Raw genomic sequence first — 24,100 nt, forward strand, 5'->3', positions numbered from 1 at the left:
TGCCCGTCCCCGACCTGCCCGCCCCCGGAACCGGACGCACCCCGCGGACCCCCCAGGAGGAAACCCTCTGCCGGCTCTTCACCGAGGTCCTCGGCGTCCCGGCCGTCGGCATCGACGACGACTTCTTCCAGCTCGGCGGCCACTCCCTCCTCGCCACCCGTCTCATCAGCCGCATCCGCGCGACCCTGGGCGTCGAGCTGCCCGTACGGGCCCTCTTCGAGACCCCCAGCATCGCCGCCCTCACCGACCGGATCGCGGAAGCGGCCTCAGCCAGGCCCGCGTTGACCGCGACGGAGCGTCCGGAACGGATCCCGCTGTCGCCGGCGCAGAACCGGCTGTGGTTCCTGAACAAGCTGGAGGGTGCGAACGCCACGTACAACGTCCCGGTGGCGTTCCGGATCACCGGGGCCCTGGACGCGGACGTCCTCGAACAGGCGTTGAACGATGTGGTGGTACGGCACGAGAGCCTGAGGACGGTCTTCCGGGAGATCGACGGAAGCGCGACCCAGGTCGTGCTGGGAGTGGACGCGGTCGAAGTGAGGCTGCACCGCGCCACTTGCCCCGCGGACGAGGCACACGCAGCGCTGCGTGACGCGGGACAGTACGTGTTCGACCTGGCCGCCGAGCTCCCGCTCCGGACGACGCTGTTCACCCTCGGTCCCGACGAGCACGTCCTGCTGCTGCTCGTGCATCACATCGCGAGCGACGGCGGTTCGATGGGGCCCCTCGGACGTGACGTGGAGACCGCGTTCCGCGCACGGCTCCAGGGTCTGGCGCCGGCGTGGTCCGCGCTCCCGGTGCAGTACGCCGACTACACCCTGTGGCTGCACGAGCTCCTCGGCGCGGAGGAAGACCCCGGCTCCCTCGTGCGCAGGCAACTGGACTTCTGGAAGCGGGCCCTGGAGGGAATCCCGGACCAGCTGGAGCTGCCCTTCGACCGGCCCCGGCCGAAGGTGGCCAGCTACCGCGGCGACACCGTCCCGATCAGGATCGACGCCGAACTCCACCGCGCACTCGCCGGCCTGGCCCAGGAGACCAACACCACCATGTTCATGGTGCTCCAGGCCGCCCTCGCCACACTGCTGACCCGACTGGGCGCCGGCCCGGACATCCCCCTCGGAACCCCCATCGCCGGACGCACCGACGAAGCACTCGACGACCTCGTCGGCTTCTTCGTCAACACCCTCGTCCTGCGCAACGACACCTCCGGCAACCCCACCTTCCGCGAACTCCTCGCCCGCACCCGCGAAACCGACCTCGCCGCCTACTCCCACCAGGACGTACCGTTCGAACGACTGGTGGAAGCGATCAACCCCCAGCGGTCGATGGCCCGACACCCCTTGTTCCAGGTCATCTTCGGCGTGGAGGCCGCCAACGGCAGTGCGCTGAGCCTGCCCGGCCTGACAGTGGATCAGGAGGTGGCCCCGTTCGAGTTCAGCAGGTTCGACCTGGGCTTCCACTTCACCGAGCAGCACGGGACCGGCAGCGGTCCGGCCGGAATCGGTGGCCTGCTGTACTACAGCACGGACCTGTTCGACCGGGCGAGCGTGGAAGCCCTCGTGACCCGGATGGTGCGGGTGATGGAGGCGGCGGTCGTGGATCCGGACCGGCCGCTCGGCGGGATCGGGATCCTTTCCGAGCAGGAGCGGCGGCAGATCCTGGGGGAGTGGAACGACACCGGGGCCGAGCTGACCGACGCGACCCTTCCCGCGCTCTTCCAGGCGCAGGTCGCCCTGGCACCCGAGCGGCCGGCAGTCCTGGCCTCGGACGCCGAACTGAGCTACGGCGAGCTGAACGAGCGGGCCAACCGACTGGCCCACCACCTCATCGCGCACGGGGTCGGCCCCGAACAGTTCGTCGCGCTCGCTCTGCCGCGCACCGCGCAGACGATGGTGGCACTGCTCGCCGTGCTCAAGGCGGGAGCCGCCTACATGCCCGTCGACCCGGCGTACCCGGCGGACCGGATCGCCTACCTGCTGCAGGACGCCGATCCGGCGCTCGTCCTCACGGTCGAGGAGACCGCGGGGACGCTCCCGGACGGCTCCCGGACCCCGCGCCTGGTCCTGGACGCCCCCGAGGTCGTCGCCGCCCTGGAAGGCCGGCCCGCCACCGATCCGACCGACCTCGACCGGGTCGGTGCCCTGCAACCGCTGCACCCGGCGTACGTCATCTACACCTCGGGCTCCACCGGCCGCCCCAAGGGCGTCGTCGTCACCCATGCCAACGTGGCCAACCTGGGCGCTTGGGCACGGGCCGAGTTCGGTGAACGTGCCCTGGAGCACGTCCTGTTCACCACGTCGCTCAACTTCGACGTCTCCGTGTTCGAGATGTTCGGCCCGCTGCTGGCCGGCGGTCGCATCGAGGTGCTGCGCGATCTGCTGGCCCTGGGCGACCGGAACCCCGACGGCGGTTCGCCGGCCCTGATGAGTGGGGTTCCGTCCGCGCTCACCCGGATCGTGTCCCAGGGTGACGTGCGCACCACGGTGGAGAACCTGGTGTTCTGCGGCGAGGCCCTGACCGCCCAGGCCGCCGCCGAGGTCAGTGACGCACTCGGAGCCGGGCGCGTGTACAACATCTACGGCCCGACCGAGGCGACGGTGTTCTCCACCGTCTGGTCCACCGAGGGCCCCGTCTCGGGGGTGCCGCCGATCGGCCGCCCGCTGCGGAACACGCAGGCCTACATCCTGGACGGCAACCTGCAGCCGGTGCCGGCAGGTGTGGCCGGCGAGCTCTACCTGGCCGGTACGGGGCTGGCCCGGGGCTACTTCGGGCGTCCGGGTCTGACGGCGGAGCGGTTCGTGGCCGATCCCTTCGGCCCGGCCGGCAGCCGCATGTACCGCACCGGCGACGTGACCCGCTGGTCCCGGGAGGGACTCCTGGAGTACCTGGGCCGGGTCGACGACCAGGTCAAGATCCGCGGCTTCCGCATCGAACTCGGCGAGATCGAAACCGTGCTGGGCCGCTTCCCGGGGCTGTCGCAGGTCGCGGTCGTCGCCCGGGAGGACCAGCCCGGGGACAAGCGTCTGGTGGCCTACGTGGTGGCGGAGGCGGGGAACGAGGGGGTGGATGCCGAAGCGCTGCGTGCGCACGCGGCCGGCCTGCTGCCGGAGTACATGGTCCCCAGCGCGTTCGTGGTGCTCGACCGGCTCCCGCTGACCGCCAACGGCAAGCTGGACCGGCGGGCCCTGCCGGCGCCCGTGTTCGAGGCCGACGCGGCCGGGCGCGGTCCGCGGACCCCGGAGGAGGAGGTCCTGTGCGACCTGTTCGCCGAGGTCCTCGGGGTCCCGACGGTCGGAATCGACGACAACTTCTTCGAGTTGGGCGGGCACTCGCTGCTGGCGGTCCAGGTGATCAGCCGCATCCGGGAGGTCCTCGGCGCCAAGCTCGCCATCAGGGCCCTGTTCGCCACGCCCACCGTCGCCACTCTTGCCGGACAGCTGGGCCGGGCTTCGGCCGGGGAGGCGTTCGACGTGCTCCTGCCCATCAGGAGCAACGGAGGCAGCTCCGCGATCTTCTGCGTCCACCCCGTCAGCGGTATCGGCTGGTGCTACTCGCCCTTGGCGGGAATCGCCTCCCCGGAGCACTCCGTCTATGCCCTCCAGGCACGCGGCCTGGACGGCAAGGACGCGCTCCCGGATTCGATACGGGAAATGGCGGCCGACTACATCCGGCAGATCCGTGCCGTGCAGGAATCGGGCCCGTACCACCTGATGGGCTGGTCCTTCGGCGGTGTCGTCGCCCATGAGATGTCCGTCCAGCTGCGGGCTCAGGGCGAGAAGGTGGAGACCCTCGCGCTGCTCGACTCCTATCCCGCACACGAGGCCCCGACCCAGACCCCGATCACAGAGGCGGAGGTGGTGGCCGGACTCGCCGAGTTCTTCGGAGTGCGGGCCCAGGACGACGGGGAGCCGCTCACGATGACGGGGGTCGTGGCGGCACTGCGCCGGGACCGAAGCCTGTTCACCGAACTCGCCGAGCGGAACCTCGAGGAGATCGCCGCGGTGTACAGGAACAACCACCGGATCATGGTGGAGCACGTTCCCGGAGAATTCGACGGGGACGTCCGGTTCTATGAGGCGGAATACGGGAAGCCCGCCGGCATGCCGGATGCGACCGTCTGGAACGGACACGTGTCGGGACGGTTCGAGGTCGCGCGCATCTCCTGCACCCACGCGGAGATGGCTCGCCCGGAGTCGCTGACCGAAATATGGCAGGACATTGCCCGCGGGAACAGGCGGTAGGTATTCGAGGGCGGATTCGGATCCGCCCGCACTTCCCCGAATCCTTCAACAACTCAGAGAATTGGTGCTTTGTCGATGATCGCTGGATTCGACATCGGTCTGCCGGCCGTGTCCCGCATGTCCCATCTCTTCCTGATGCTCGCCCTGATCATGGTCTGCAGTCATTTCGCGGGCCGCTTCTGCCGCCGGCTGGGGCAGCCTCCGGTGATCGGCGAGATCCTTACGGGTATCGCACTGGGCCCTTCGCTGCTCGGGGCCGTCTGGCCCTCGGGGCAGCGGTGGCTCTTCCCCGCCGATCTGCTGCCCGTGATCAACGCGATGGCCCAGGTGGGCCTGATCCTCTTCATGTTCCTGATCGGGTACGAGCTGAACGTGGGGCAGGTCCGCAGCCGCAGCAAGGCCGCGGTGATGGTCAGCAACGTGAGCGTGGCCGTGCCGATGATCGGCGGAGTCCTCCTCGCGTTCGTGATGTACGGGCGGTTCGCGGACCCCGGCATCGGGTTCCCGGCCTTCGCGCTCTTCATCGCCGTGTCCATGAGCATCACCGCGTTCCCGGTGCTCGCACGGATCCTGACGGACCGGAAGATCGACCGCACCCCCGTAGGCGCGCTCGCGCTCACGTGCGCAGCCGTCGACGACATCACCGCCTGGTGCCTGCTCGCTCTGGCGACGGCACTGGGCCGGGGCACCTCCCCGACCGCAGTGCTCACCACGCTCGTCCTGACCGCCGCGTTCATCTCCGTGATGATGTACGGACTGCGGCCCTTGCTGGCCCGGCTCGCCGAGCGCCACGCGGATCGGCTGGGCGGGGGAGCGGCGCTCCTGCTGGTGCTCCTCGCGGGCATCCTGCTGGCGTCCTTCGCCACTGACTGGATCGGCATCCACCCGATCTTCGGGGCGTTCCTGTTCGGCGTCGTCGTTCCGCGCGGTGCGGCGCAGACGGCAGCCGTGGAACAGGTGCGGGGCGTCACCGTGGTGCTCCTGATGCCGCTGTTCTTCGCCTACTCGGGACTGCAGACCGACTTCCGGCTGATCGGTGCGGACCCCGCGCTGTGGGGCTGGTGCGCCCTCATCGTCGCTGTCGCGACCGTCACCAAGTGGGCGGGGAGCACCGGTGCGGCCCGGATGACCGGGCTCGGCTGGCAGGAGTCGCTCTCGCTCGGCGCACTCATGAACTGCCGGGGGCTCACCGAGCTCGTGGTGCTCGGTGTCGGACTGGAACTCGGGATCATCACACCCACCGTGTTCGCCATGCTGGTGGTGATGACGCTGGTCACCACGGTGCTGACGGCGCCCGGGCTCACCCTGGTCGACCGCTTGGCCGCCCAGCAGCCGGCGACTCCCGAAATGCGGCGACGGGAATTCGCGGCCAGGTGACGTGCTCGTGAGGGACGAGCCGGCGGGGGCACCGTATCGGTGCCCCCGCCGGCTCGTCCGGTTGCGCCGACCGGTCGGCGCGGGTCAGGCGAGGGTGAGGGGGAGGGCGGTCAGGCCCCGGGTGAGGCGGGTCCGGCGCCAGGTCAGGGATTCCGCGGGGACGGCCAGGCGGGTGTCCGGGAAGCGGGTCAGGAGGGTGCGGAGGGCGATCTCCGCCTCGGCCCGGGCCAGCGGGGCACCCGGGCAGCGGTGGATGCCGTGGCCGAAGGAGAGGTGGGCGGCCGCGTCGCGGTCGAGGTCCAGGCGGTCCGGGTCGGGGAAAGCGGACGGGTCGCGGTTGGCGGCCCCGGGGGCGATGAGCACCGGATGGCCGGCCGGGATGCCGGTCCCGCCGATGCTCAGGTCCTCCGTGCTGTGACGGAAGGTGGCCACGCTCACCGGGGAGTCGAAGCGGAGCAGTTCGTCGAGCGCACCGGGGACCAGGTCCGGGTCCCGGCGCAGGCGGTCGAACGCCTCCGGGTGCCGGAGCAGGGCCAGGACGGCGTTGCCGATGAAGTGGGTGGTGGTCTCGTGCCCGGCGACCAGGAGGAGGGCGGCCAGGGAGACGGTCTCGTCCCCGTCGAGGCCGTTCTCCTCGCAGTCGCGCAGGAGGGAGTGGAGCGGGCCTTCGCCGGGGTTCGCGCGGGCCGTCTCCACGAGCGCGGTGAGGTGGTCGCCGATGCGGTGTGACGCCGCGTCGACGCGGGCGGTGTCCGTGGCGTCGAAGAGGTCGTGGGACCAGTCGGCGAGGGCGGCGCGGTCGGCTTCCGGTACGCCCAGCAGCTCGCAGACGACGGTGACCGGGAGGGGGACGGCCAGGTCCGCCACCAGGTCGATGTCCGTGCCCGGTCGCCACGTGGCCGTGAGGCCGCCGACGACCCGGGTGATGAACGGGCGCAGTTCCCGGACGCGGCCGGTGGTGAACAGCGGTGTCGCCACCCGCCGGTGGCGGGTGTGGACGGGCGGGTCGCTCGACAGCATGTTGCGGGAGACGGCGGGGTGCAGGTCGCGGTCCGAGGGCCGGCCGGCGAAGAACCGGGCCGTGTCCTTGGACAGCCGGGGGTCGGTGAACGCCTCGCGGGCCTCGGCGTGGCCGGTGATCAGGTACGCGTGGTGGCCGCCGGAGCCGGTGGGGATCCGCTGGACGGGACAGCCCTCGCGCAGCCGTTCGTAGGTGGGGTAGGGGTCGGCGAAGAAGCGCGGGTCGCGCAGGGGGTCCTGCCGCGGGGCGGTCACGAGGCCGCGCCCGCGTGCTCGGGTGCCCGGCGGCGCGCGTGGGCGTCCGCCACGAGCAGCAGCCAGGCGGTCTCCGCCGGGAGGTCGCCCTTGCGGGAGCGGGTTCCGGCGGCGGGCGGGGCCTCGTCGCCGTCGAGGGGGAGGCCGGTGCGCTTCGCGTCGATGGCCGCGGCGATGACGGCCGCCTCCACCTCGGCGTCGCCCTCGGGGGTGCCGGCCGTGCCCCGGCGGGCGGCCTCGGCGGCCGCGGCGTCCCGTACCGAGGTCTGACGGTACCGGCGCAGGGCGAGCACGCAGTCGTTGATCTCGATGACCCGGCGGTGGAGGTGGAAGTCCAGGTCGTGGGCGTCGGCTCCGGTGTTGCCCGGGTCGAGCACGACCTCGGGGACCGCCGAGGTGACCTCCCGCCACAGGGGTTCCAGCGCGGTGTACGAGTTCCGCTCCCAGCGGCGGCGGCGCAGTCGGCTGAGCGGCCACAGCAGGGCGGGGAGGGTGAGCCCTACGGTGATGAGGAGTACGGCGACGGCGGGCGCGGTCACGCTGAACGCGCAGCGGAAGGGGGTCAGCGGCGTGGAGCACCGGGCGTGGTCGGGGACGAGCCCCAGGCCGAGGCCGATGGAGACCAGGGCGAAGAGCTTGTACGCGGCGTAGAGGAGGGCGAAGCCGCAGCCGACCGAGGTGGTGCGCAGGCCCCAGCGCTGGCTGCGGCGGGCCGAGCGCCTGGACTGGGCCCAGGTCTGCACCAGGAAGTCCTTGGCCGTGTACCCCAGGTAGGAGATGTAGATGAGCACGTAGCACGCGTACAACACCGGGTTGCGTCCGGTGAGTTGTTCCGCGGCGAAGAAGGCGGTCATGCCGGCGGCGCAGAGCGCGAGGGTGATGACGCGCAGCCGGATCTGCCGGCGGGCCCGCTCGCGCTCCAGGTTGAGCTGGAAGAGGAACGCGAGGACCGAGGTGGCCGCCGTCAGGGTGAAGGTGTTGCTGAGGAGCCGGGCGACGTGGGGGACCACCGACTCGACCGCGCGCTCCACGGCGGGCGCGTAGGAGGCGAAGGCGAGGGCGAACGAGGTCAGCAGCGCCGCCATCGCCCAGGTGCCCTTGGGGCGGTGCCCGCCGCGTCCCCGCACCCAGTATGCGGCGAAGCACAGCAGCACGACGGCCGTGCCCGTGAAGAGGATGTCGATCATTTCCGGTGGCGCTTCTTCCTGTGTGGCTCGGCGAACAGCGCGTCCCAGCTCTCGGCCCCGCTGGCGGGCCGGCTCGGCGGGCTTTCGCGTCCCCGGTACATGAGTTGTCGGATCACGCTGGCCATCACCTCGGCCTCGCGCTCGTCCTCGCTCGTGTAGCTGGTCCGGCCGGACATGCGCTGGACGAGGGTGGGGTTGAACCCGATCGCGTGCAGGGTGTCCTGGTCCAGTTCGAGGCTGCCGGGGTGGTCGCAGATGATGTGGCTGATCTCGTGGGCCAGGATGTGGTTCTGGTGGAGGGGGGAGGTGGCCTCCTCGTAGAACAACAGGTCGGCGTCCGGGGTCTCCAGGCGGATGCCGCACGGGGCGTCCATGGCGCCCAGTGTGCTCAGCGGGCGGAGGATGATGGGGCGTCCGCGCAGTTCGGCCACGGCGTCGCGGAGGTCGCGGGTGCTGAAGCGGTGCGGGAGCCGAAGTGCCTCGACGCGCGCCTCACACGTGGCGCGAAGCTGCTCAAGGTCCATGTCCTCACTCTGGTGACGCCGGTCGGGGGTGGTCGGCCGGGGCGAACCTCTCCCTGGAAGCCCGGAACGCGCCCCCATGCTGGCATGTCCGCGACTCCGCATCGATGGTGGGGTCGGGAAACGCCTGACGCCCCCCTGCCGATGAGCGGCCACAGGGGGGTGGTTGCGGCGCCGGGGGTCGTGCGACCTGCGCCCGGCGTGCGGTTCAGTCGTCCAGGTCGAGGTCCGTTTCGGGGTCGTCGGTGGTGAGTCCTTCGAGCTTCCGGGCCTGTTCGATGACGGTGGACAGCATCTTCAGGCTGTCGGCGCTCAGGCCGTTGGCGCGCAGGGCCACCTTGCGGACGTCCTGGTCGCGCATGGCGGCGAGGAGGCCGATCTCCGCCCTGGTGCGTTCGGCCGCGGCGCTGTCGACGAAGTAGCCCGCCGGCACGCCGAAGAAGTCGGCCAGGGCCTTGATGGTGTGCCGCGTCGGGTTCCGCTTGGCGCCGGTGCGCAGCTGCTGGATGGCGCTCGCCGTCACCCCGCGCCCCTCTCCGGTCGCGGCCTTGCGGATCCCCTCGGCGACCTCCGCGTAGGTGTAGGGCCCCCGCGAAGGGGGGTGCACCTCGCGGAAGAGGTGGTCCAGGAGCTGGGCGAAGGTGGGCGACTGGTCATCCTCCACGTACACGACCTCCTTGGCGTGATGCCGAGTCCTTGCCCACCACAGTGTTCCTCGAAGCCCAACGGGCCGGCACCGGCGACACTTTGGTTGACGCCTGACGGATACTCTGGTGTACGTTACCAATGCTTCTCCGCCACTGGAGTGTCGAGTGGGCGGAGCGGCAGGCGGCGCCGGCCGGGTCGGGGTCGAGCTTCACGGGGGTGAGCTCGGCCGACGGCCCGGACCGACCGTCGTACGGAGCCCGGGGCGCGCGCTATGGTGGGGTGCGAGGCCCCGCGTCATCCCCCGTGCGCGGGGCCTCACATACCACCGGGTAGGCCGGCCCGCGTCACGGCCGGCCCGGCCGCTCGGATGTCCGGGAAGACCTCCGCCCCGGCACCGGCTTCGGCCCCGTCGTGACCGTGCAGTCCTTCACGGACGAGCAGGAGGCCCCGCACCTGGCCCACGGCGTCCGCCACGGCCTGGCCGCCAGCGTGTCGACGGCCGAACACGACCGCGCCATGCGCGCGACCCGCTCCCTGCGCACCGGCATCGTCGGGGTGAACACCCACGGCACCACGGTCTCCGAGATGCCGCACGGCGGCACCGGCCGGTCGGGCTACGGCAGCGACCTCTCGATGGCGGGCCTGCTGGACTGCACCCGCCTCGAACACCTGATGCTCTGAGCCCGTCGACCGGGGTGAAGTGATGAAACCACCACCGCAACACCATGCGCAGGCATAGTCTGCGTGAATAACCGCAGACCATGCCGGGGCAACCTGCAGTGTGGCGGAGGTGTCATGGGTGGGGACTCATACGGATCCACAGCAGTCGGCGGCCGTCCGGGGCCGCAGACGTCATCAGTACGCCGGGACGGGAGGGAGGTGCCCGTCCCGTACGGCGACCGGCCTCTGCTGACCCCTGCCATGACCAGGGGCCACGCGGCCGCATCCGACCAGGAGCGGGACCGGCTGCTGCGCTACCTCGAAGCGGTCGTCGCGGCCCGCTCGGCGCCGGTGCACACCGCGGTCGCCTTCAACGCCGTGTACTTCGGCTACGACATCGGCGGCGAAGGATACGGCGGCAGCCCGTTGCGCCTCGACGACTTCCCCGTGATCACCTTCGGTGAACAGGCTCCCGTACTCCCGGTCGGCGCCATGGTGTGCATGGCCACCGGCTCGGACCCGCTCTACGCCGAGATCGTCTACAGGGAGGGCGCCCACCCGGAGGTCGGTCCCCTCGGGGACGTACCGGCCTGGGTGTCGGGCGCGCCCGCGGGCGCCGAGGGGCCGGGCAGGCCGGGGAACGACGACGCCCCACGGCGCAGGGAGCTCCTGGTGCCGGATCTGAACGCCTTCGGCCCGGCCCTGAGTCTGTCACCGGCCCAGATCCACCGCTTACGCATGCGCCGGAAGTGGATGAACGGGGACGGGCACGTCGTCGTCGACATCTGCTTCCCTTCCCGGGGGGGCCGCCCTGTGCGACGACCTCACGGCCTACTCGGACCATCTCCTGACAACAGCACGCGAGCAGTTGCTCAGTCCCTTCGTGCCGGTGTCCCTCGCCGCACTCGTGGGCAGCACGCACGACGACGATCTGCGGGAGGGGCTGCGCGGCCTCCTCGACACGGTGCGGGGCGTCCTGGATTCGAGCGATGCGCTGCGCACATGGGGCCACTACGCCATGACCCGCGCCTCCCTGGCCGCCGGCTGGCGCGACCCCGGACCACTGGGTGGCGATGATCTGAGGTCCCTCGCGGCAGCGGTGGAACACGCGGCCACGCCCGCGAGGCGGCGGCACGGCCTCACCTCCTCCGTGAGCGTGTACACGGCGGTCGGGCCCAGGCTGCGCGGGTTCCCCGGAGCCGGCGACGTGCTCAGGGGACCGGGGTACGCGGGAGCTGTCTGCCGGGCGAACGTGACGCTGGCCGACACGGTCCGGCGGGACAGCGACCGGGGCCGGTTCGAGACCGGCTCCCGGATCACGCTCGACGACGCCTTCGAAGGCGGCGGTGTGTGGAGGTCCCACCATCCCGGTGACGAGGAGCCCCTCGGAGATCCGCTGGTCCCGGCCGGACGCGGCTGGACCTCCACGACGAGCGCGCCGGCGCGGGAGCAGGAAGCGGAGGCGGAACCGCTCGACCTGCCCCTCGCCGACGACGACTCCCTCGGCCCCAGTGAACTGCTGCGGGCCGACGGGAAGGAGATCGTGTGGCGGTTGCCCCTGAGGCTGGCCCACCTCTCCGGCGGGTGGCTCCCCCTGCACCCGGACGTCGCACGCGAATTCCGGCTGTCCCGAGGACAACGCCCCACCCCGCGCCTCGAACTCGCCCACTCCCCCCGCGGCGGCCGAGGGAGCGAGTCGGTCCAGGAGGTGGCCGCCGAGTTCGGCGGGGGCGGCGGCCGGCTGACCGGGGTCAGCTGGCCGGCGGACTTCTTTCCCGGCCTGCTGCTGGAGCTGCGCTGGCTCCGCGGGGGCAGTGTGATCCGCGCCGTCACCACACCGCTCGGGGAACCGGTGGCGGCCGGGGGCCGAGTGATCGGCCACTGCTTCGACCCCTGTGTGCTCACCAGGGAGGACGCTCCGGGGAGCGATCGCCAGGGTGACACGGCTGCCGGTCTCGGCCCCCGGCCATTGGTGATGCGGACGGTGCGCCGATGCGGGCTCCTCACCCTGGACGGCCATGCCCTGCTGGACCGCTCGGTCCTGCCGTATGCGGCGTACGGGCCCCGGCCCGCCAGGTCACAGGTCGCCACCCTGGAATCGGCGGTCGTCGAACTGCTGGCGGAACGCTTCCTGGAACCCGCCCTCGGAAGCCGCGACGCCTGGGGCCAACCGCGTTTTCCGGCACGCGACGGGGAACCGGAGGTCCCGCTCATCGGCTACCGTCCCGCCCGGTACCGGGTGAGGCACCCCTGGGGCGGTACGGAACCGGGGGGTGAAGGCTTGTACGCCGTCCAGTTCGTCGCCGGCCATCTGCGCCGCCTCCGGCCGGGTTGCTCTCCCAGCGGACTCCAGCGGGCGGCGTTCCGGGAGTACTGCCGCGGACTTGGCAAGGCCGACGGCTGGGAACTGCCTTACGGCTACACGTTCGTCACCCCGCACACCCGTGGCCAGTGACCGGTTCACCAGCGCCGCGCGTCGAGTGAGCCGAGCCCGAGAACCGACCACTGACCGGCAAAGAATACGGAGCACGCGTACATGCAAGACCGCTACCTCGCCCTCACGGGGCCGCCGATGTCCCCGCACGGTGTCTCGGCCGAAGCCCTCGAACGCCTGGCCGACGCCCTCAACGCCTTGGAGCCCCCGGTCGCAGCCGCCCTGCCCGACCTCACGGCCGGCATGGTGGAGCTCGCCTTCAACTCCCTGTCCCACAGAAGGCGGCAGGAGCTGCTGGGCAACCTGGGGATCCGCATGGCAGCCCCTCGACGGGCGGGCAGTGCCCTGTGCAGGGACGTACTGGCCAGGTTGCGCCGCGACGTCCGGCAGCACGCCTGTACCTGCGGTGTCAGGGAGCTCACGTTCACCGTGATGAAGCAGGTGGGCGGCTTCGTCCTGGCCCGGGACGGTGAGCCGATGCCCGATCCCGTCGCCCGGTGGGGCGCGTCGCTGGTCCGCGCCACCGTGTTCGCCTGGTGCAGCGCTTCCGTCGCCGACGCGTACATCCTCGCCTGGGCGGCAGATCAGGACTGGTTCGCGGCCACGGCCGACGAGGACGGCAAGGCACGGTTCGCCGCGGTCGGTGATGTGGCCCGGTCCATCATGGCGGCATACCCCGACTTCACCTTCGGTACGGCGCAGGGAGGATCCGAGGGCGGGGAGTCGCCCGTGGCCGACCGGAACTCCGAGCGCGATGCCGTCATCGCCGAGCCGGGCACGACCGACGCCCGCCCCGAGGAGGATCCGGATCCGGAGGCGTCCTGCCGACAGCTGGAGTCGGCCGTCGCGCGGGCCCGACAGGCCGTGGTCAGGGTGTCCGAAGCACTGGTTGACGGGCGTCCCCCGCACGACGCGGACCTGGTCCCGCTGGGCGCGCTGGGCCCCGCGTTCGCCGCCACCAGCGAGGTGTTCCGCGCATCGGGCATGGAGGGGGTGCCCCGTCGCCTGGAGGACATGACGCGCGCCGCGCGCGCGTACGCGACGGCAAGGGAGCACGACGCCCGGGCCCGGGAGACACTGGGGGAGCTGCTGCACGTCGCGTGCCGACCCGACAGCGCCGCTGCCTCTGCCGCCGAGGCCGTGCGGCAAGCAGCCCGCCGTCTGCTGGCCGCACCCGTGTGGGAGGAGGGGCAGCGAGAGGAGAGCGCCGCGCTCGCCGCCCTGGCACGCATCATCAGGCTGACCGGGCGGGCGGACGCCGCGGCCGAGATCCTGACCCTCCAGGAGCAGGTCGTGCGGGTGCTGCCCACGTGCGCCATGGCAGTGATCATGGCTCCTGCACTGACGCTGACGCAGCCGGAGGGCGACCGGAGCGAACCCGCAGCGGCCGGGACCGTATCGGCTGGCCCTGACCCTGAGGACGCCGCCGAGCACGTCGGCGGCACGACGGCCGAGGACGACCTCGCCGAACGGGAAGTCGTCACAGCCAGTTCCGGTTCGCCCGACGCCGGCTCCACCCGCGCCGCGGCACCTGCCGGACCCGGCCCGAAGGCGGTGGAGGAGCAGTCGGCCGAAGTCCCCGTACCGTCCGCCGAGCCGGGCCCCCCGGGCGCCGCTCCGTACGACGAGCCCGCAGCCCCCGGCCCGGACACGGCCTCGGCCCCCGCCACGGGCTCCGCCGAGAACGGCGAGGAAGAGGACGAGGAGGAGGACGAGGAGGAGGACGAGGAGGCCGCACGGGCCCTCGCCCGGCTGGTCGTGGAACGGCGCTTCGGGCTCGCCCGGCACGTGGCCGACGCCGCTGGCTTCCCGGCACCGCAGGTGGCAGCGCTCCGTCTCGCCGGTGCCGCCGCCCTGCTCACCTCCGGCGACAGCCAGGGAGCCCGGCTGACCTCGGACCTGCTCCAGGAGTACGGCGGATACGAGGGACGTGACGCCGAGGGGAGCGAACTCGTCCTCCTGCCCGCCCTGCTGCGCACGGCACTGATCACCGGCGACCACCTGGCGGGCGCACAGCTCAAGGCCCTGGTACCCCGGCTGCCCGACCGGCTCGCGGAGGTCGCGGCCGCGGTCGCCGACCGCGCACTCAGCGGCGCCCTCATGATCGCTTCACCGCTCGTCGTCATCGCCGACGTGTCCGAGACGGAGGCGCGGCTGAGGGAGCTGCGCGAGCAGTGCCGGGCCCTGCTCGCCCCGCAGAGGCTCCGGTTCGCGCGGGCGACGGAGATCGCGAAGCGGTGGCTGGCACCGGACGACGGTTTGCTCGGAACGCTGCTCACGACCGTGGTCCGTGACGACCGCGACGCGATCCGGCAGGTGCGGGAGCAGGCCGATCGGCTGTCGAAGCTGGGCGAGGTCAACAACGAGATCGACCGTATGGACCGCAAGTACCGTTCGCCCAGTGGCAAACCGCTCCAGGGGTCCGGGCGTCAGGACTTGGTGCACCTCATCGAGCGGGCCGTGGGCCTCGCCAAGGAGTGGTGCCTGGCGGTCGACGGCGTACGCCGCGGCGACCGGTCCGACGGAAATCGGGCCGTCAAGGAGATCTCCTCCCTGCGCCGCTCCCTGCTGGACGTCAAGGAAGCCGTGCTCGCGGAGCTGGAGGAGCTGGCCCGACGCTCGGCCGCCCTCGCGGCCGCGACGGCGTGGGCGGCGCGTACGTCGATGGAGGAACTGTTCGCCCTGCTGGCCGGTGACACAGGGACCATGCGGCCCGGCAGCGTGCTTCCTCCCGAACTGGTGCTGGACGCCGAGCTGCTGAAGGTGTGCGACACCTGTGACGAGAGGCCGCCGCTCGCCCGGCTCCTCGTAGCGGTCGGCCGGAGCTGGGAGGACGCCCTGGCCGAGCGCCTCGCCCATGACGCCTTCACCGCGGCCCGTGTCATGGTCGAGCTGGCCGGACGCGGGATGCTGCCGGCGGCGGAAGCGGGAGAGCTCACCCTGCCCGGACTCGGGGAGATCGAAGAGCGGGAGACCACCAGGCGTACGACGCTCGGCCAGGAACACGACAAGCTCGTCGCCGAGCTGCACCGTGCCCAGGCGGACGGGGCGGTGACCGATGACCAGGACCTGCGTGTTCAGGAGCTCCTGGCCGACGCCCGTGACGAGCTGGACCGCGGCGACACGCACGACCTGATGGCGGTACGGCGAGCCCTCGACACGGTACGGCGCGACCTGCCCGCCTTCCGGCAGCAGGCGGCGGACCGGATCCGGGCCCGGCTGGACGTCCTGGACGTCACCGCGGACCAGCGGGCCCAAGTCCTGCGGCACCTGGAGACGGGCGGCCTGCCCACCGCCGCCGACCTCGTCTACTTCCTGGAGATCGACGAGCCCGTCCCGGAGATCGAGGGAGGCGAGTCGTACCTGACCGAGTTCTTCCCGGCCGTACCCGACGGGTTACCCAAGGGCATCGACCACGACCTGGTCGACCTCGTCCGGAACGGCGGCAAGCACCAGGTGCTCCCCGTCCTGGACTACGGCACGCTCTCCAGCGACGAGGCCGCCCTGGCGTCCGACGCCCTCGACGCGTGGAGGGAGCTCGGTGCGACGGAAGGCCGGGACCGGCTCGAAGTGTCCGCCCGCCGACAGCTGCTCCCCGCCCTCAAGCTGCTCGGCTACGACGCCAAGAGCGCCAGGCCGCTGGACCAGCAGTCGCATCACCGGCGTGAGTACCGGCTGTTCGAAGTGACCGACGTCGACATCAACGGCCGTGCGAAGGCGCCCGCCTTCGGCTCACAGATCAAGGAGCAGGGCGGCAGCCTGCGGGTCCTGATGGTCTGGGGCCGCCCGCCCGCGAAGGTCGTCATGAGCCTGGCCGCCCGGGACACCAGCGGCGCGAGTCTCCTGGTCGCCTATTTCGGCACCCTTGGCCGTGAGGCCAGGGTGGAACTCTCCGTCGGATCCGACCAGCTGCAACCGCTGCTGGTCGTGGACGACGCGGCCCTCGCCTACCTCGCTGCCCGGGGCAACCGCCAGGTCAGTACGGCCACGCAGACGCTCCTGCCGTTCTCGGGCGTCAACCCGTACATCCGGGAGAAGCGGGGCCGGATCGGCGGCGAGATGTTCTACGGCCGTGACGCCGAACGAGTGAGCATCCTCGACCCGCAGGGCACCCAGGTCATCTTCGGCGGTCGTGGTCTCGGCAAGTCGGCGCTGCTCAGCGACGCGGGGGAGCGGTTCGAGGGGCAGCGGCCCGGCTACCACCAAGTGGTGTACGTGAACCTCGACCAGGAGAACATCGGCAAGGGCAGCTCGCTGGGACCCGAGGCACTGTGGAGCGTCCTCGACAGGGAGCTGCGGGCGGCACAGGTCCTGGGGGGCCCGCAGGCCAAGAAGTCACGGCAGGAGGTCTCCGAGCGGGTGCGGGCCGGTATCCGCCTCTGGCTGGACGGGGATTCGCGCCGGCGCGTCCTGATCCTCCTCGACGAATGCGACCAGTTCTTCGAAGCGGACGCCCCCCGCTTCGACCAGACCAAGAAGCTCAAGGGCCTCGGTTCCGACACCAAGGACCGGGCCAAAGTCGTCTTCGCGGGGCTCCACTCCGTGCAGCGGTTCGCCAAACTGGCGAGCAACGGGCCGTTCGGGCACCTCGCCCAGACACCGAAGGTGATCGGCCCCCTCGCTCCCCAGTCCGCTGCTGAGCTGCTGGTCGAGCCGATGAGGGCCCTGGGCTTCGAGTTCCAGGACGTGGACCTCGTCAACAGGGTCCTCGGCTACTGCTCCTACCAGCCCTTCCTGCTCCAGATGTTCGGACACCGGCTGGTCGAGCTGATGCACCGGAAGCGGGCCCGACGCGGAGCCGAAGGCCCCCCGTATCCGGTGGAGGCCGCCGACATCGAGGGCGTCGAGTCGGACACCGGACTCAGGGACGGGATCTCGGCGGCGTTCAAGGACACGCTGAGCCTCGACCACCGGTACGACGTGATCGCCAACGTGCTGGCGTACCACGCCCGCCACCACGGCCTGGAAATGCGGCTGAGCGACGCCGAACTGCGCGAGGAGTGCGAGACGTTCTGGCGCAGGGGCTTCGAACGGCTCGACACGGAGGGCTTCCGTGCCTATCTCTCGGAGATGGTGGGCCTCGGCATCCTCGCGCCGAACCACGACGGGCAGGGCTGGCACCTGCGGGGCCCGAACGCACTCCGCATGATCGGCACCTCGCACGAGGTGGACGCCCGCCTGCTCCGGGCCGAGGAGGACTGCAAACTCCAGGAGAGCATCGTGCAGGAGGGCCGTCCCGAACTGCCCGACGGCAGGCCGGCCCCCCTCACCATCACCCAGCTGGACGACCTCCTCGGCGAGCGCTCCAATCAGACGAGGGTCGTCCTCGGCAGCTCCGCCACCGGCGTCACCGACGTGGGCGACACGCTGCGCACGGTCGCCGGGCGCATCGCCGACTGGAAGCTCCCGCCCGTCGGCAAGCCCAGCGTCTACAAACAGGAACTCACCGGCGGGATCCCGCGGGAACGGCGGGTGGTCATCAGCGACTTCGCCCGCTATCCGGCGCGGTCCGAGACGTGCCGGGAGGCCGTCGACCTGGCCGAGACCCTGCTGCCCGCCACCCCCGGGGTGACCCGTGCGGTCGTTCTCGTCACCGACCCTGCCCAGCTGGCCCTGTGGCGAACTCTGCTGACGGGTGCCGAAACCACTTCGGCCGCCCCCGTGGTGCTGCGTCGGCACGATCGCCGCAGTCTGCGCGGCTGGGCCCAACGGGTCGAGATGTTCCACACGGAGGACCGTCTGGACCGTCTGTACGAACTGACCAGCGGCTGGCCGTCGTTGGTGGGCCGCGCCCACCGCCTGCACGGTGAACTCGGTGATCCGGACGCGGTGTTGCGCCGCCTGGCCGACGTGCGGACCGACCGGGCGTACGCCCGCGCCTTCGCCGAGGAGACGGGTGTGTACGCGGATCCGCTGCTCGCGACCGGGTACCGGGCACTCGACGAGGAGTTCAAGGAGGGCTGGTTCGACCTGGAGGAGGCCGTCACCGCGGTGGCGGTCCAGATCGAGGACGAGGAGGAGGCCCGCTGGATCGTCGGCTGCCTCGACGCCCTTCAGGCCTTCGATCGAGAGGACACTCAGCTGCGCCTGGAACCGCTGCTCCGGCAGTGCGTGACACTCTCCACATGACGATGGCCGACACCACCTGACACCTGCGGCCTGAGCAGCCCCTCGGCGGTCTCCGCCGAGGGGCGCGAGGGGGACGGTCAGACGGCGGGCCTGCCGGCTGGTCGTGGGTCGAGCAGTGGATGCCGCCGCCGCCCGAGGCGATCGTGTCGATGGGGACGGGGACCACGTCGCGCTTGGGGAAGTGCTCCCGGAGGATGTCGCGGGCGCGGTCGTCGGCCTTGCGGTCCCCGAACTTGGGCATGAACACGGCGCCGTTGGCGATGTAGAAGTTGGCGTAGGTGGAGACGAAGTCGTCACCGCGGCCCGTGATGCGGTTCAGGTCCGGTTGCGGGAGGTCGATGACCTCGAAGCGGCGGCCGCGGGCGTCCGTCGCCCTCGACAGGACGGACTTCGCCTGGTCCGCGGAGCGCGACCAGGAGTCCGGCGGGGTGCTGGGGTGCGCGCGGTCCAGCAGGACGACACCGGGCTCGGTGAACCGTACGAGGCTGTCGACGTGGGCGTCGGTGATGTCCTCGCCGCGCACGCCGGCCAGCCAGATGGCCTTCTCCACTCCGAGGGTCGTCTTCAGCTCGGCCTCGATGGTGCCGCGGGACTTGCCCCGGTTGCGGTTGTCGTTGACGATCGAGCTCTCGGTGATCATCAGCGTGCCCCCTGGCCGCATCCCCCTTCGCGGTACTTCCCGCGCCGCGCCCACGAGGCGTCCCGCGCCGCCGCACCCGGACGGCGCACCCCTCCGGCCCGCCGGCACTTCCGCCCCGGCGGACCCCGCCCCACCCACACCACCCCACCCTCCCGTCTCCGGAGGAAGGACACCATGCCCCTGACCCCCACCGAGCGTGACCGGCTCCTGCTGTTCACGACCGCCGAACCGGCCAGGGCCCGGCGCGCCCGGGGCCTGAAGCTGAACGTCCCGGAGGCCACGGCGCTGATCGCGGACACGGTGTGCGAGGCGGCGCGCGACGGTCTCCGCCTCGGCGAGGCCCTTGAGCGCGGGCGCGGCGTACTCGGCCGCGACGACGTGCTCCCGGGCGTGGCGGACATCGTCACCGAGGTGATGGTGGAGGCGGTGTTCGAGGACGGCAGCCGGCTGGGCCGCCGCCTGGCGCGGCGGCTGGCTCGACTCGGTGCTCTCCCGCAGCACCGAGCTGGTCTTCGCCTTCCCCGGCATGCTGCTGGCCATCCTGATCATCTCCGTGTACGGGGAGGGCCTCCTCGCCCCGGTCATCGCCCTCGCCGTCGCCTACCTGCCCTACGTCAGCCGCCTCACCCGCTCCCTCGTCCTCGCCGAGGCCGCCCGCCCGTACGTGAGCGCCTACCGGGTCCAGGGCCACTCCGCCCTCCAGATCTGCCTGCGCCACGTCCTGCCCAACATCGCCCCCGTCGTCCTCGCCCAGTCCACCATCAACTTCGGCTACGCCCTGATGGACCTCGCCGGACTGTCCTTCCTCGGGCTCGGCGTCCCCGCGCTCACCCCAGACTGGGGCCGCATGGTCTTCGACGGACAGACCGCGATCCAGCACGGATACCCGCTGTCCGCGATCCTGCCCTGCGCCGTCATCGTGCTGACCGTGGTCGCCTTCAACGTGGTGGGCGAACGCCGGGCCGACCGCGTCGCCAGGAGAGACCGATGAACACTCCCGGAAGCACCCCCGCGAACACCCCCGGAAACGCACTCGAAGCCGGCGGTCTACGCGAAGGACGCCCGGCAGCAGTACCAGATCCTGTCCGCCGCGACCGCCGCGAACGGCACCCGCATGTCGGTGGACCGGCTCCAGGGCCCCGACTACTACAAGATCCGTTCGGCCGACCCGGACTTCCTCGCCTCCTACGCCAACTACTACGTCTGCAACGGCGCGGTGATCTCCGGCCAGTTCGGTGACGCCCCCGCGGACGCGGCTGCCAGGGCCACTCTCACCCGGCTCTTCCCCGGCCGTGTCGTCGAGCAGCTGAACATCGACCGCCTCGGCACCGGTGGCGGCGGCATCCACTGCGTCACCCAGCAGCAGCCGGCCGCGTAAGGGGCCGGCGGGCATGACCGGTAGGGGATTCCCTACGTTTGACACGTAGGGAATCCCCTACCTATCGTCGAGGGCATGAACATCACGCACGCCTCCTTCATCACGCTGCCCGTCGCCGACCAGGACCGGGCCCTCGCCTTCTACACCGGCGTCCTCGGCTTCGAGGTCCGCGCCGACCGGCAGGTCGGCCCCATGCGCTGGCTCCAGGTCGCCCCCGCGGGCGCCCAGACCGTCTTCACCCTCTCCGGCCCGGGCATGGGGGATTTCACGTCGGGCTCCACCCGGGGGATCATGTTGCTCACGGCTGACGTCGACGCCGACTGCGCGCGGATCGCCGCCGCCGGAGTCGAGGTGACCGGACCGGACGACGCCCCGTGGGGGCGGATGGCCGGCTTCCGCGACCCGGACGGCAACGGCCTGATGCTGCTGACGGAGAAGGAAGGCTTCTAGCCCCATGGCCACGACGGGTGCCGACGAGGACCGCGTGTTCGCCGCGCTCGCCAACGGCACCCGCCGCGAGGTGCTGCGCCTGCTGCGCGAGCGCGGCCCGCAGCCCGTCCAGGCCCTCGCCGACCACTTCGACATGCGTCGCCCCAGCCTCTCCGAGCACCTCAAGGTGCTCCGGGAGGCCGGGCTCGTATCCGAGGAGCGGGCCGGCCGGCAGCGGATCTACCGGCTCGAAGCCGCCCCGCTGGCCGACGTCCAGGACTGGCTGCACCCGTACGAGCGGTACTGGCGCGGCAGGCTCCAGGACCTCGGCCGGCTCCTCGACCGGATGCCCGACGCTGAGACATGACCCACGAACCCGAGGACCTGACGACCGTCCGGGTCGACCAGTTCCTGCCCCACCCGCCCGCCAAGGTCTGGCGCGCCCTGACCGAGCCCGACCTGATCGCCCAGTGGCTGATGCCGTGCGACTTCCGCCTGGAGGTCGGCCACCGCTACACGATGACCACCGCGCCCCGGCCCAACACGGGCTTCTCGGGCACCACGGCCGCGGAGGTGCTCGCCTTCGAGCCGGGCCGCATGCTCGCGGTCCGCTGGCAGGACGCCTCCGGCACCCACCCCGCCGACTGGACGATCACCTGGACCCTCGCCCCCGAAGGGCGCGGCACCCGCCTCTTCCTCGTCCACGAGGGCTTCGACCCGGACGACCCGATGCAGATGATGGCCCGGAAGCTCATGGGGAGCGGCTGGCGCACCCACGTCATGGACGCGCTGATCCGGGTGGTGGAGCGGCTCTGACCGGCGGCGCGGGGCTACGGAGCCGGGCCCCTACCGCAGCAGGGCGCGGGCGAGCGCGGTCATCACGGTCTTGGTCTTGGTGTCGCCGGTCGGCGGCGGGGTGAGGCCGCGCTCGCGCAGGGCCCCGTCGAGCAGGTGCTGGGCGTCCGCCGCGTCCTCCAGGTCCGCGCGCACCGAGACCTCGACGAACCGCAGCCCGCCCTCGGTGGTCCACTCCTCGACGGCCACCGCCCGGGGCAGCTCGTCCCACTCCTGCTTCCACTTGACGGCGTGCACCGGGCCCAGTGCCGTCAGTCCGTCCAGGCCGCCGTCGGCCAGTCCGGCGGCGCCGAGCAGCTCCAGCTGCTCCTCGATGAGGAGCCGGCCGGGCGGGCCGGGGTCGAGGGAGGACGCGAAGCCCACCTCGGCCTGGAGCGAGGCCGCCACCACGGGCTCGAACACGGGCGCCGCCCGGTCCTCCTCGATCCGGAACTCCCACTCCTCGCCCTCGCGCTCCTTGAGCCAGGGAGGCGGCAGAAGCTCGGGACACGGACGCAGTTTGACCGTCATGTCCGCCTCGTCCTTGGAGCCGCGCCCCTCGCGGTCCCGCCGCAGCCGCAGGATGAACCCCCGCTCCAGGAGCGGCAGCGAGATCTTCGGGCCGTCGGTCCGCGCGGGCCTGTCCCAGAAGTGCACGGACCGGCGCCGGCCCTCGTCGCGGTCGAGGCCGAGGGCGTCGAAGGCCGCCGCGGCCTCCGTCCCGGCGAAGCTGACCTTGATCTCGGCGGCCTGGGGCCTGGGGGACTGCGTCATGGTGCCGTTATCGCCCGGCGGCGTTCCGGAACCCGGCGCTGCGGCACCGCGGGCCGCGGGATTCACCCGAGTGCCGCACTCCGTTGCCACGAACGGCCGCCGGGCTGTGGATCGGCTGTGAAAGGGTGCCGTACGGGGGGTGTGGTACAGGCGGTGTGCCAACAAGTTCTATATTCGTACGAAGCATCCACGCGCGGCCCTGCTGCGGAGATTCAGGGGGGTACGACCGCGATGGCCGAGACCGAGACCGATGCCGTCGCCGGTGCCCGGGCGAAGTCCCGCTCGGCCCGCAAGGCGCGGCGCAAGACCCGGAACCGCAAGCGCCTGGGCATAGCCGGGGCCGTGCTCGTCGCCGGCGGGGCCGCCACCGCCTTCGCGGTCGGCTTCTCGGGCTCCTCCGACGCCCAGCGGGACGCGCGGCTGGCGGCCCCGGCGGGCGCGGGCGGGGTGACCGGCGGCCCCGGCTTCGGCAAGGGGCCCAAGCCGAACTGGGACGGCAAGGTCGAGGTGCTGGGCGACGGCTCCACCTCCTACACCGGGCCGCAGCCGGGACAGCTCAAACCCGAGAAGCTGAAGCCGGGCGAGAAGCCGCCGCAGTTCGTGGTCTTCTCCTGGGACGGCGCGCTGGAGGGCGACGACCACCTCTTCTCGCACTTCCGTCAGGTGGCCAGGCAGAACAAGGCCCACATGACCTTCTTCCTCACCGGCATCTACCTCCTGCCCGACGCCAAGAAGTCCCTCTACCGCCCGCCGCAGCACGGCCAGGGCGCGGCCGCCATCTCGTACCCGACCGCCCCGCACGTCAAGTCCACGCTCCAGCAGCTGCGCGGCGCCTGGACCGACGGCAACGAGATCGGATCCCACTTCAACGGGCACTTCTGCGGCCCCAAGGGCGGCGGGGACTGGAGCCCCGAGGAGTGGAAGAGCGAGATCGACCAGACGTACGGCTTCATGAAGGCCTGGAAGACCAACACCGGCTTCGCCGGTGAGGCGCCCCTGCCCTTCGACCCGGACCGGGAAGTGGTCGGCGGCCGCGCGCCCTGCCTGGAGGGCCAGAAGAACCTGATCACCGCGATCAAGCCGTACGGCTGGCGCTACGACGCGAGCTCCTCGGGCGACTTCCAGCTCTGGCCGTCCAAGATCGACGGCATCTGGAACTTCCCCCTCCAGCTCGTCCCGCTCCAGGGCAAGGAGGTGCAGGTCCTCTCCATGGACTTCAACTTCCTCTACAACCAGTCCGGCGACAGCACCCAGGGCGACCCGTCGAAGTTCACCGCGTGGCGCGACCAGGTGCGCGGCTCCTACATGAACGGCTTCAACCGCGTCTACAACGGCAGCCGGGCCCCGATGTTCATCGGCAACCACTTCGAGGACTGGAACGGCGGCATCTACATGAAGGCCGTCGAGGACGTGATGAAGGACGTCTGCAACCGCCAGGACGTGCGCTGCGCCTCGTTCCGGGAGGTGGCGGACTGGATGGACGCCCAGGACCCCAAGGTCCTGGCCCAGCTGCGGATGCTCGACCCCGCCCAGGCCCCGGACTGGAAGACGGTCGTCAAGTAGGACCGGAAAG

The 24,100-nt window shown here is 71.7% G+C and carries 15 protein-coding genes and 3 pseudogenes; 12 read left to right on the plus strand and 6 right to left on the minus strand.

What is annotated here, in order from left to right; genetic code table 11:
- Together ACZ597_RS31190 and ACZ597_RS31195 are read left to right on the plus strand one after the other, a co-directional pair.
- A partial coding sequence (locus ACZ597_RS31190; RefSeq protein ID WP_471337292.1) for an amino acid adenylation domain-containing protein occupies positions 1 to 4,241 on the plus strand: 4,241 nt, incomplete at its 5' end.
- 75 nt (positions 4,242 to 4,316) lie between these two features.
- On the plus strand, positions 4,317 to 5,618 hold the full coding sequence (locus ACZ597_RS31195; RefSeq protein ID WP_471337785.1) for a cation:proton antiporter: 1,302 nt from the start codon (positions 4,317 to 4,319) through the stop codon (positions 5,616 to 5,618).
- A gap of 84 nt (positions 5,619 to 5,702) precedes the next feature.
- Here the strand turns inward: ACZ597_RS31195 and ACZ597_RS31200 are convergent, their stop codons facing one another.
- The 4 genes from ACZ597_RS31200 to ACZ597_RS31215 all read right to left on the minus strand — a co-directional run bounded on the left by ACZ597_RS31200 (position 5,703) and on the right by ACZ597_RS31215 (position 9,265).
- A complete protein-coding gene (locus ACZ597_RS31200) occupies positions 5,703 to 6,893 on the minus strand; it encodes a cytochrome P450 family protein (protein WP_471337296.1) in 1,191 nt (396 codons plus the stop codon).
- Complete coding sequence (locus tag ACZ597_RS31205; RefSeq protein ID WP_471337299.1) at positions 6,890 to 8,080, minus strand: MAB_1171c family putative transporter; 1,191 nt, start codon at positions 8,078 to 8,080, stop codon at positions 6,890 to 6,892. The genes ACZ597_RS31200 and ACZ597_RS31205 overlap by 4 nt, the downstream gene beginning before the upstream one ends.
- Positions 8,077 to 8,604: a regulator component gene (locus ACZ597_RS31210; RefSeq protein ID WP_471337302.1), complete on the minus strand. Its 528-nt coding sequence runs from the start codon at positions 8,602 to 8,604 to the stop codon at positions 8,077 to 8,079. The genes ACZ597_RS31205 and ACZ597_RS31210 overlap by 4 nt, the downstream gene beginning before the upstream one ends.
- A gap of 205 nt (positions 8,605 to 8,809) precedes the next feature.
- A complete protein-coding gene (locus tag ACZ597_RS31215) occupies positions 8,810 to 9,265 on the minus strand; it encodes a helix-turn-helix domain-containing protein (RefSeq protein ID WP_471337306.1) in 456 nt (151 codons plus the stop codon).
- A gap of 395 nt (positions 9,266 to 9,660) precedes the next feature.
- Between ACZ597_RS31215 and ACZ597_RS31220 the strand changes: the two genes are divergently transcribed.
- The 3 genes from ACZ597_RS31220 (at position 9,661) to ACZ597_RS31230 (ending at position 18,472) form a co-directional block, all read left to right on the plus strand.
- A complete protein-coding gene (locus ACZ597_RS31220) occupies positions 9,661 to 9,930 on the plus strand; it encodes an aldehyde dehydrogenase family protein (protein ID WP_471337309.1) in 270 nt (89 codons plus the stop codon).
- Between the two features lie 862 nt (positions 9,931 to 10,792).
- A complete protein-coding gene (locus tag ACZ597_RS31225) occupies positions 10,793 to 12,364 on the plus strand; it encodes a hypothetical protein (protein WP_471337314.1) in 1,572 nt (523 codons plus the stop codon).
- An 81-nt stretch (positions 12,365 to 12,445) separates the two neighbouring features.
- Positions 12,446 to 18,472, plus strand: coding sequence for a hypothetical protein (locus ACZ597_RS31230; protein ID WP_471337318.1), 6,027 nt, complete (start codon positions 12,446 to 12,448; stop codon positions 18,470 to 18,472).
- Positions 18,473 to 18,557: 85 nt separating this feature from the next.
- Here ACZ597_RS31230 and ACZ597_RS31235 read toward each other — a convergent pair.
- Positions 18,558 to 19,121, minus strand: a pseudogene (locus tag ACZ597_RS31235) (agmatine deiminase family protein); the annotation flags it as partial.
- 165 nt (positions 19,122 to 19,286) lie between these two features.
- On the opposite strand from ACZ597_RS31235, the pseudogene ureA reads away from it, so the two are divergent.
- The 6 genes and pseudogenes from ureA to ACZ597_RS31265 all read left to right on the plus strand — a co-directional run.
- Positions 19,287 to 19,562 (plus strand): annotated as a pseudogene (ureA, locus tag ACZ597_RS31240) (urease subunit gamma); the annotation flags it as partial.
- Between the two features lie 34 nt (positions 19,563 to 19,596).
- Positions 19,597 to 20,103, plus strand: coding sequence for an ABC transporter permease (locus tag ACZ597_RS31245; RefSeq protein WP_471337321.1), 507 nt, complete (start codon positions 19,597 to 19,599; stop codon positions 20,101 to 20,103).
- A 69-nt stretch (positions 20,104 to 20,172) separates the two neighbouring features.
- A pseudogene (locus ACZ597_RS31250) lies at positions 20,173 to 20,490 on the plus strand (agmatine deiminase family protein); the annotation flags it as partial.
- Between the two features lie 75 nt (positions 20,491 to 20,565).
- Positions 20,566 to 20,940 carry a VOC family protein gene (locus ACZ597_RS31255; protein ID WP_471337324.1) on the plus strand — a complete coding sequence of 125 codons (375 nt, stop codon included), beginning with the start codon at positions 20,566 to 20,568 and terminating at the stop codon, positions 20,938 to 20,940.
- Between the two features lie 4 nt (positions 20,941 to 20,944).
- The gene (locus ACZ597_RS31260; protein ID WP_471337329.1) at positions 20,945 to 21,286 is read left to right on the plus strand and encodes an ArsR/SmtB family transcription factor; all 342 of its coding nucleotides are present in this window, start codon (positions 20,945 to 20,947) and stop codon (positions 21,284 to 21,286) included.
- Positions 21,283 to 21,735, plus strand: coding sequence for an SRPBCC family protein (locus tag ACZ597_RS31265; RefSeq protein WP_471337334.1), 453 nt, complete (start codon positions 21,283 to 21,285; stop codon positions 21,733 to 21,735). The genes ACZ597_RS31260 and ACZ597_RS31265 overlap by 4 nt, the downstream gene beginning before the upstream one ends.
- 30 nt (positions 21,736 to 21,765) lie before the next feature.
- Here the strand turns inward: ACZ597_RS31265 and ACZ597_RS31270 are convergent, their stop codons facing one another.
- A complete protein-coding gene (locus tag ACZ597_RS31270) occupies positions 21,766 to 22,527 on the minus strand; it encodes a hypothetical protein (RefSeq protein WP_471337340.1) in 762 nt (253 codons plus the stop codon).
- A gap of 231 nt (positions 22,528 to 22,758) precedes the next feature.
- On the opposite strand from ACZ597_RS31270, the gene ACZ597_RS31275 reads away from it, so the two are divergent.
- Positions 22,759 to 24,090, plus strand: coding sequence for a polysaccharide deacetylase family protein (locus tag ACZ597_RS31275; RefSeq protein ID WP_471337345.1), 1,332 nt, complete (start codon positions 22,759 to 22,761; stop codon positions 24,088 to 24,090).
- The last annotated feature ends 10 nt before the right edge of the window (positions 24,091 to 24,100 follow it).

This window comes from Streptomyces sp. NPDC040718 (assembly GCF_055593565.1).

Bases quoted from the DNA above. Each gene is read 5' to 3' on its own strand.
- ACZ597_RS31270 (WP_471337340.1), bottom strand. From the start codon at position 22,527: ATGACGCAGTCCCCCAGGCCCCAGGCCGCCGAGATCAAGGTCAGCTTC.
- ACZ597_RS31265 (WP_471337334.1), top strand. From the start codon at position 21,283: ATGACCCACGAACCCGAGGACCTGACGACCGTCCGGGTCGACCAGTTC.
- ACZ597_RS31255 (WP_471337324.1), top strand. From the start codon at position 20,566: ATGAACATCACGCACGCCTCCTTCATCACGCTGCCCGTCGCCGACCAG.
- ACZ597_RS31195 (WP_471337785.1), top strand. From the start codon at position 4,317: ATGATCGCTGGATTCGACATCGGTCTGCCGGCCGTGTCCCGCATGTCC.
- ACZ597_RS31260 (WP_471337329.1), top strand. From the start codon at position 20,945: ATGGCCACGACGGGTGCCGACGAGGACCGCGTGTTCGCCGCGCTCGCC.
- ACZ597_RS31210 (WP_471337302.1), bottom strand. From the start codon at position 8,604: ATGGACCTTGAGCAGCTTCGCGCCACGTGTGAGGCGCGCGTCGAGGCA.
- ACZ597_RS31230 (WP_471337318.1), top strand. From the start codon at position 12,446: ATGCAAGACCGCTACCTCGCCCTCACGGGGCCGCCGATGTCCCCGCAC.
- ACZ597_RS31205 (WP_471337299.1), bottom strand. From the start codon at position 8,080: ATGATCGACATCCTCTTCACGGGCACGGCCGTCGTGCTGCTGTGCTTC.
- ACZ597_RS31275 (WP_471337345.1), top strand. From the start codon at position 22,759: ATGGCCGAGACCGAGACCGATGCCGTCGCCGGTGCCCGGGCGAAGTCC.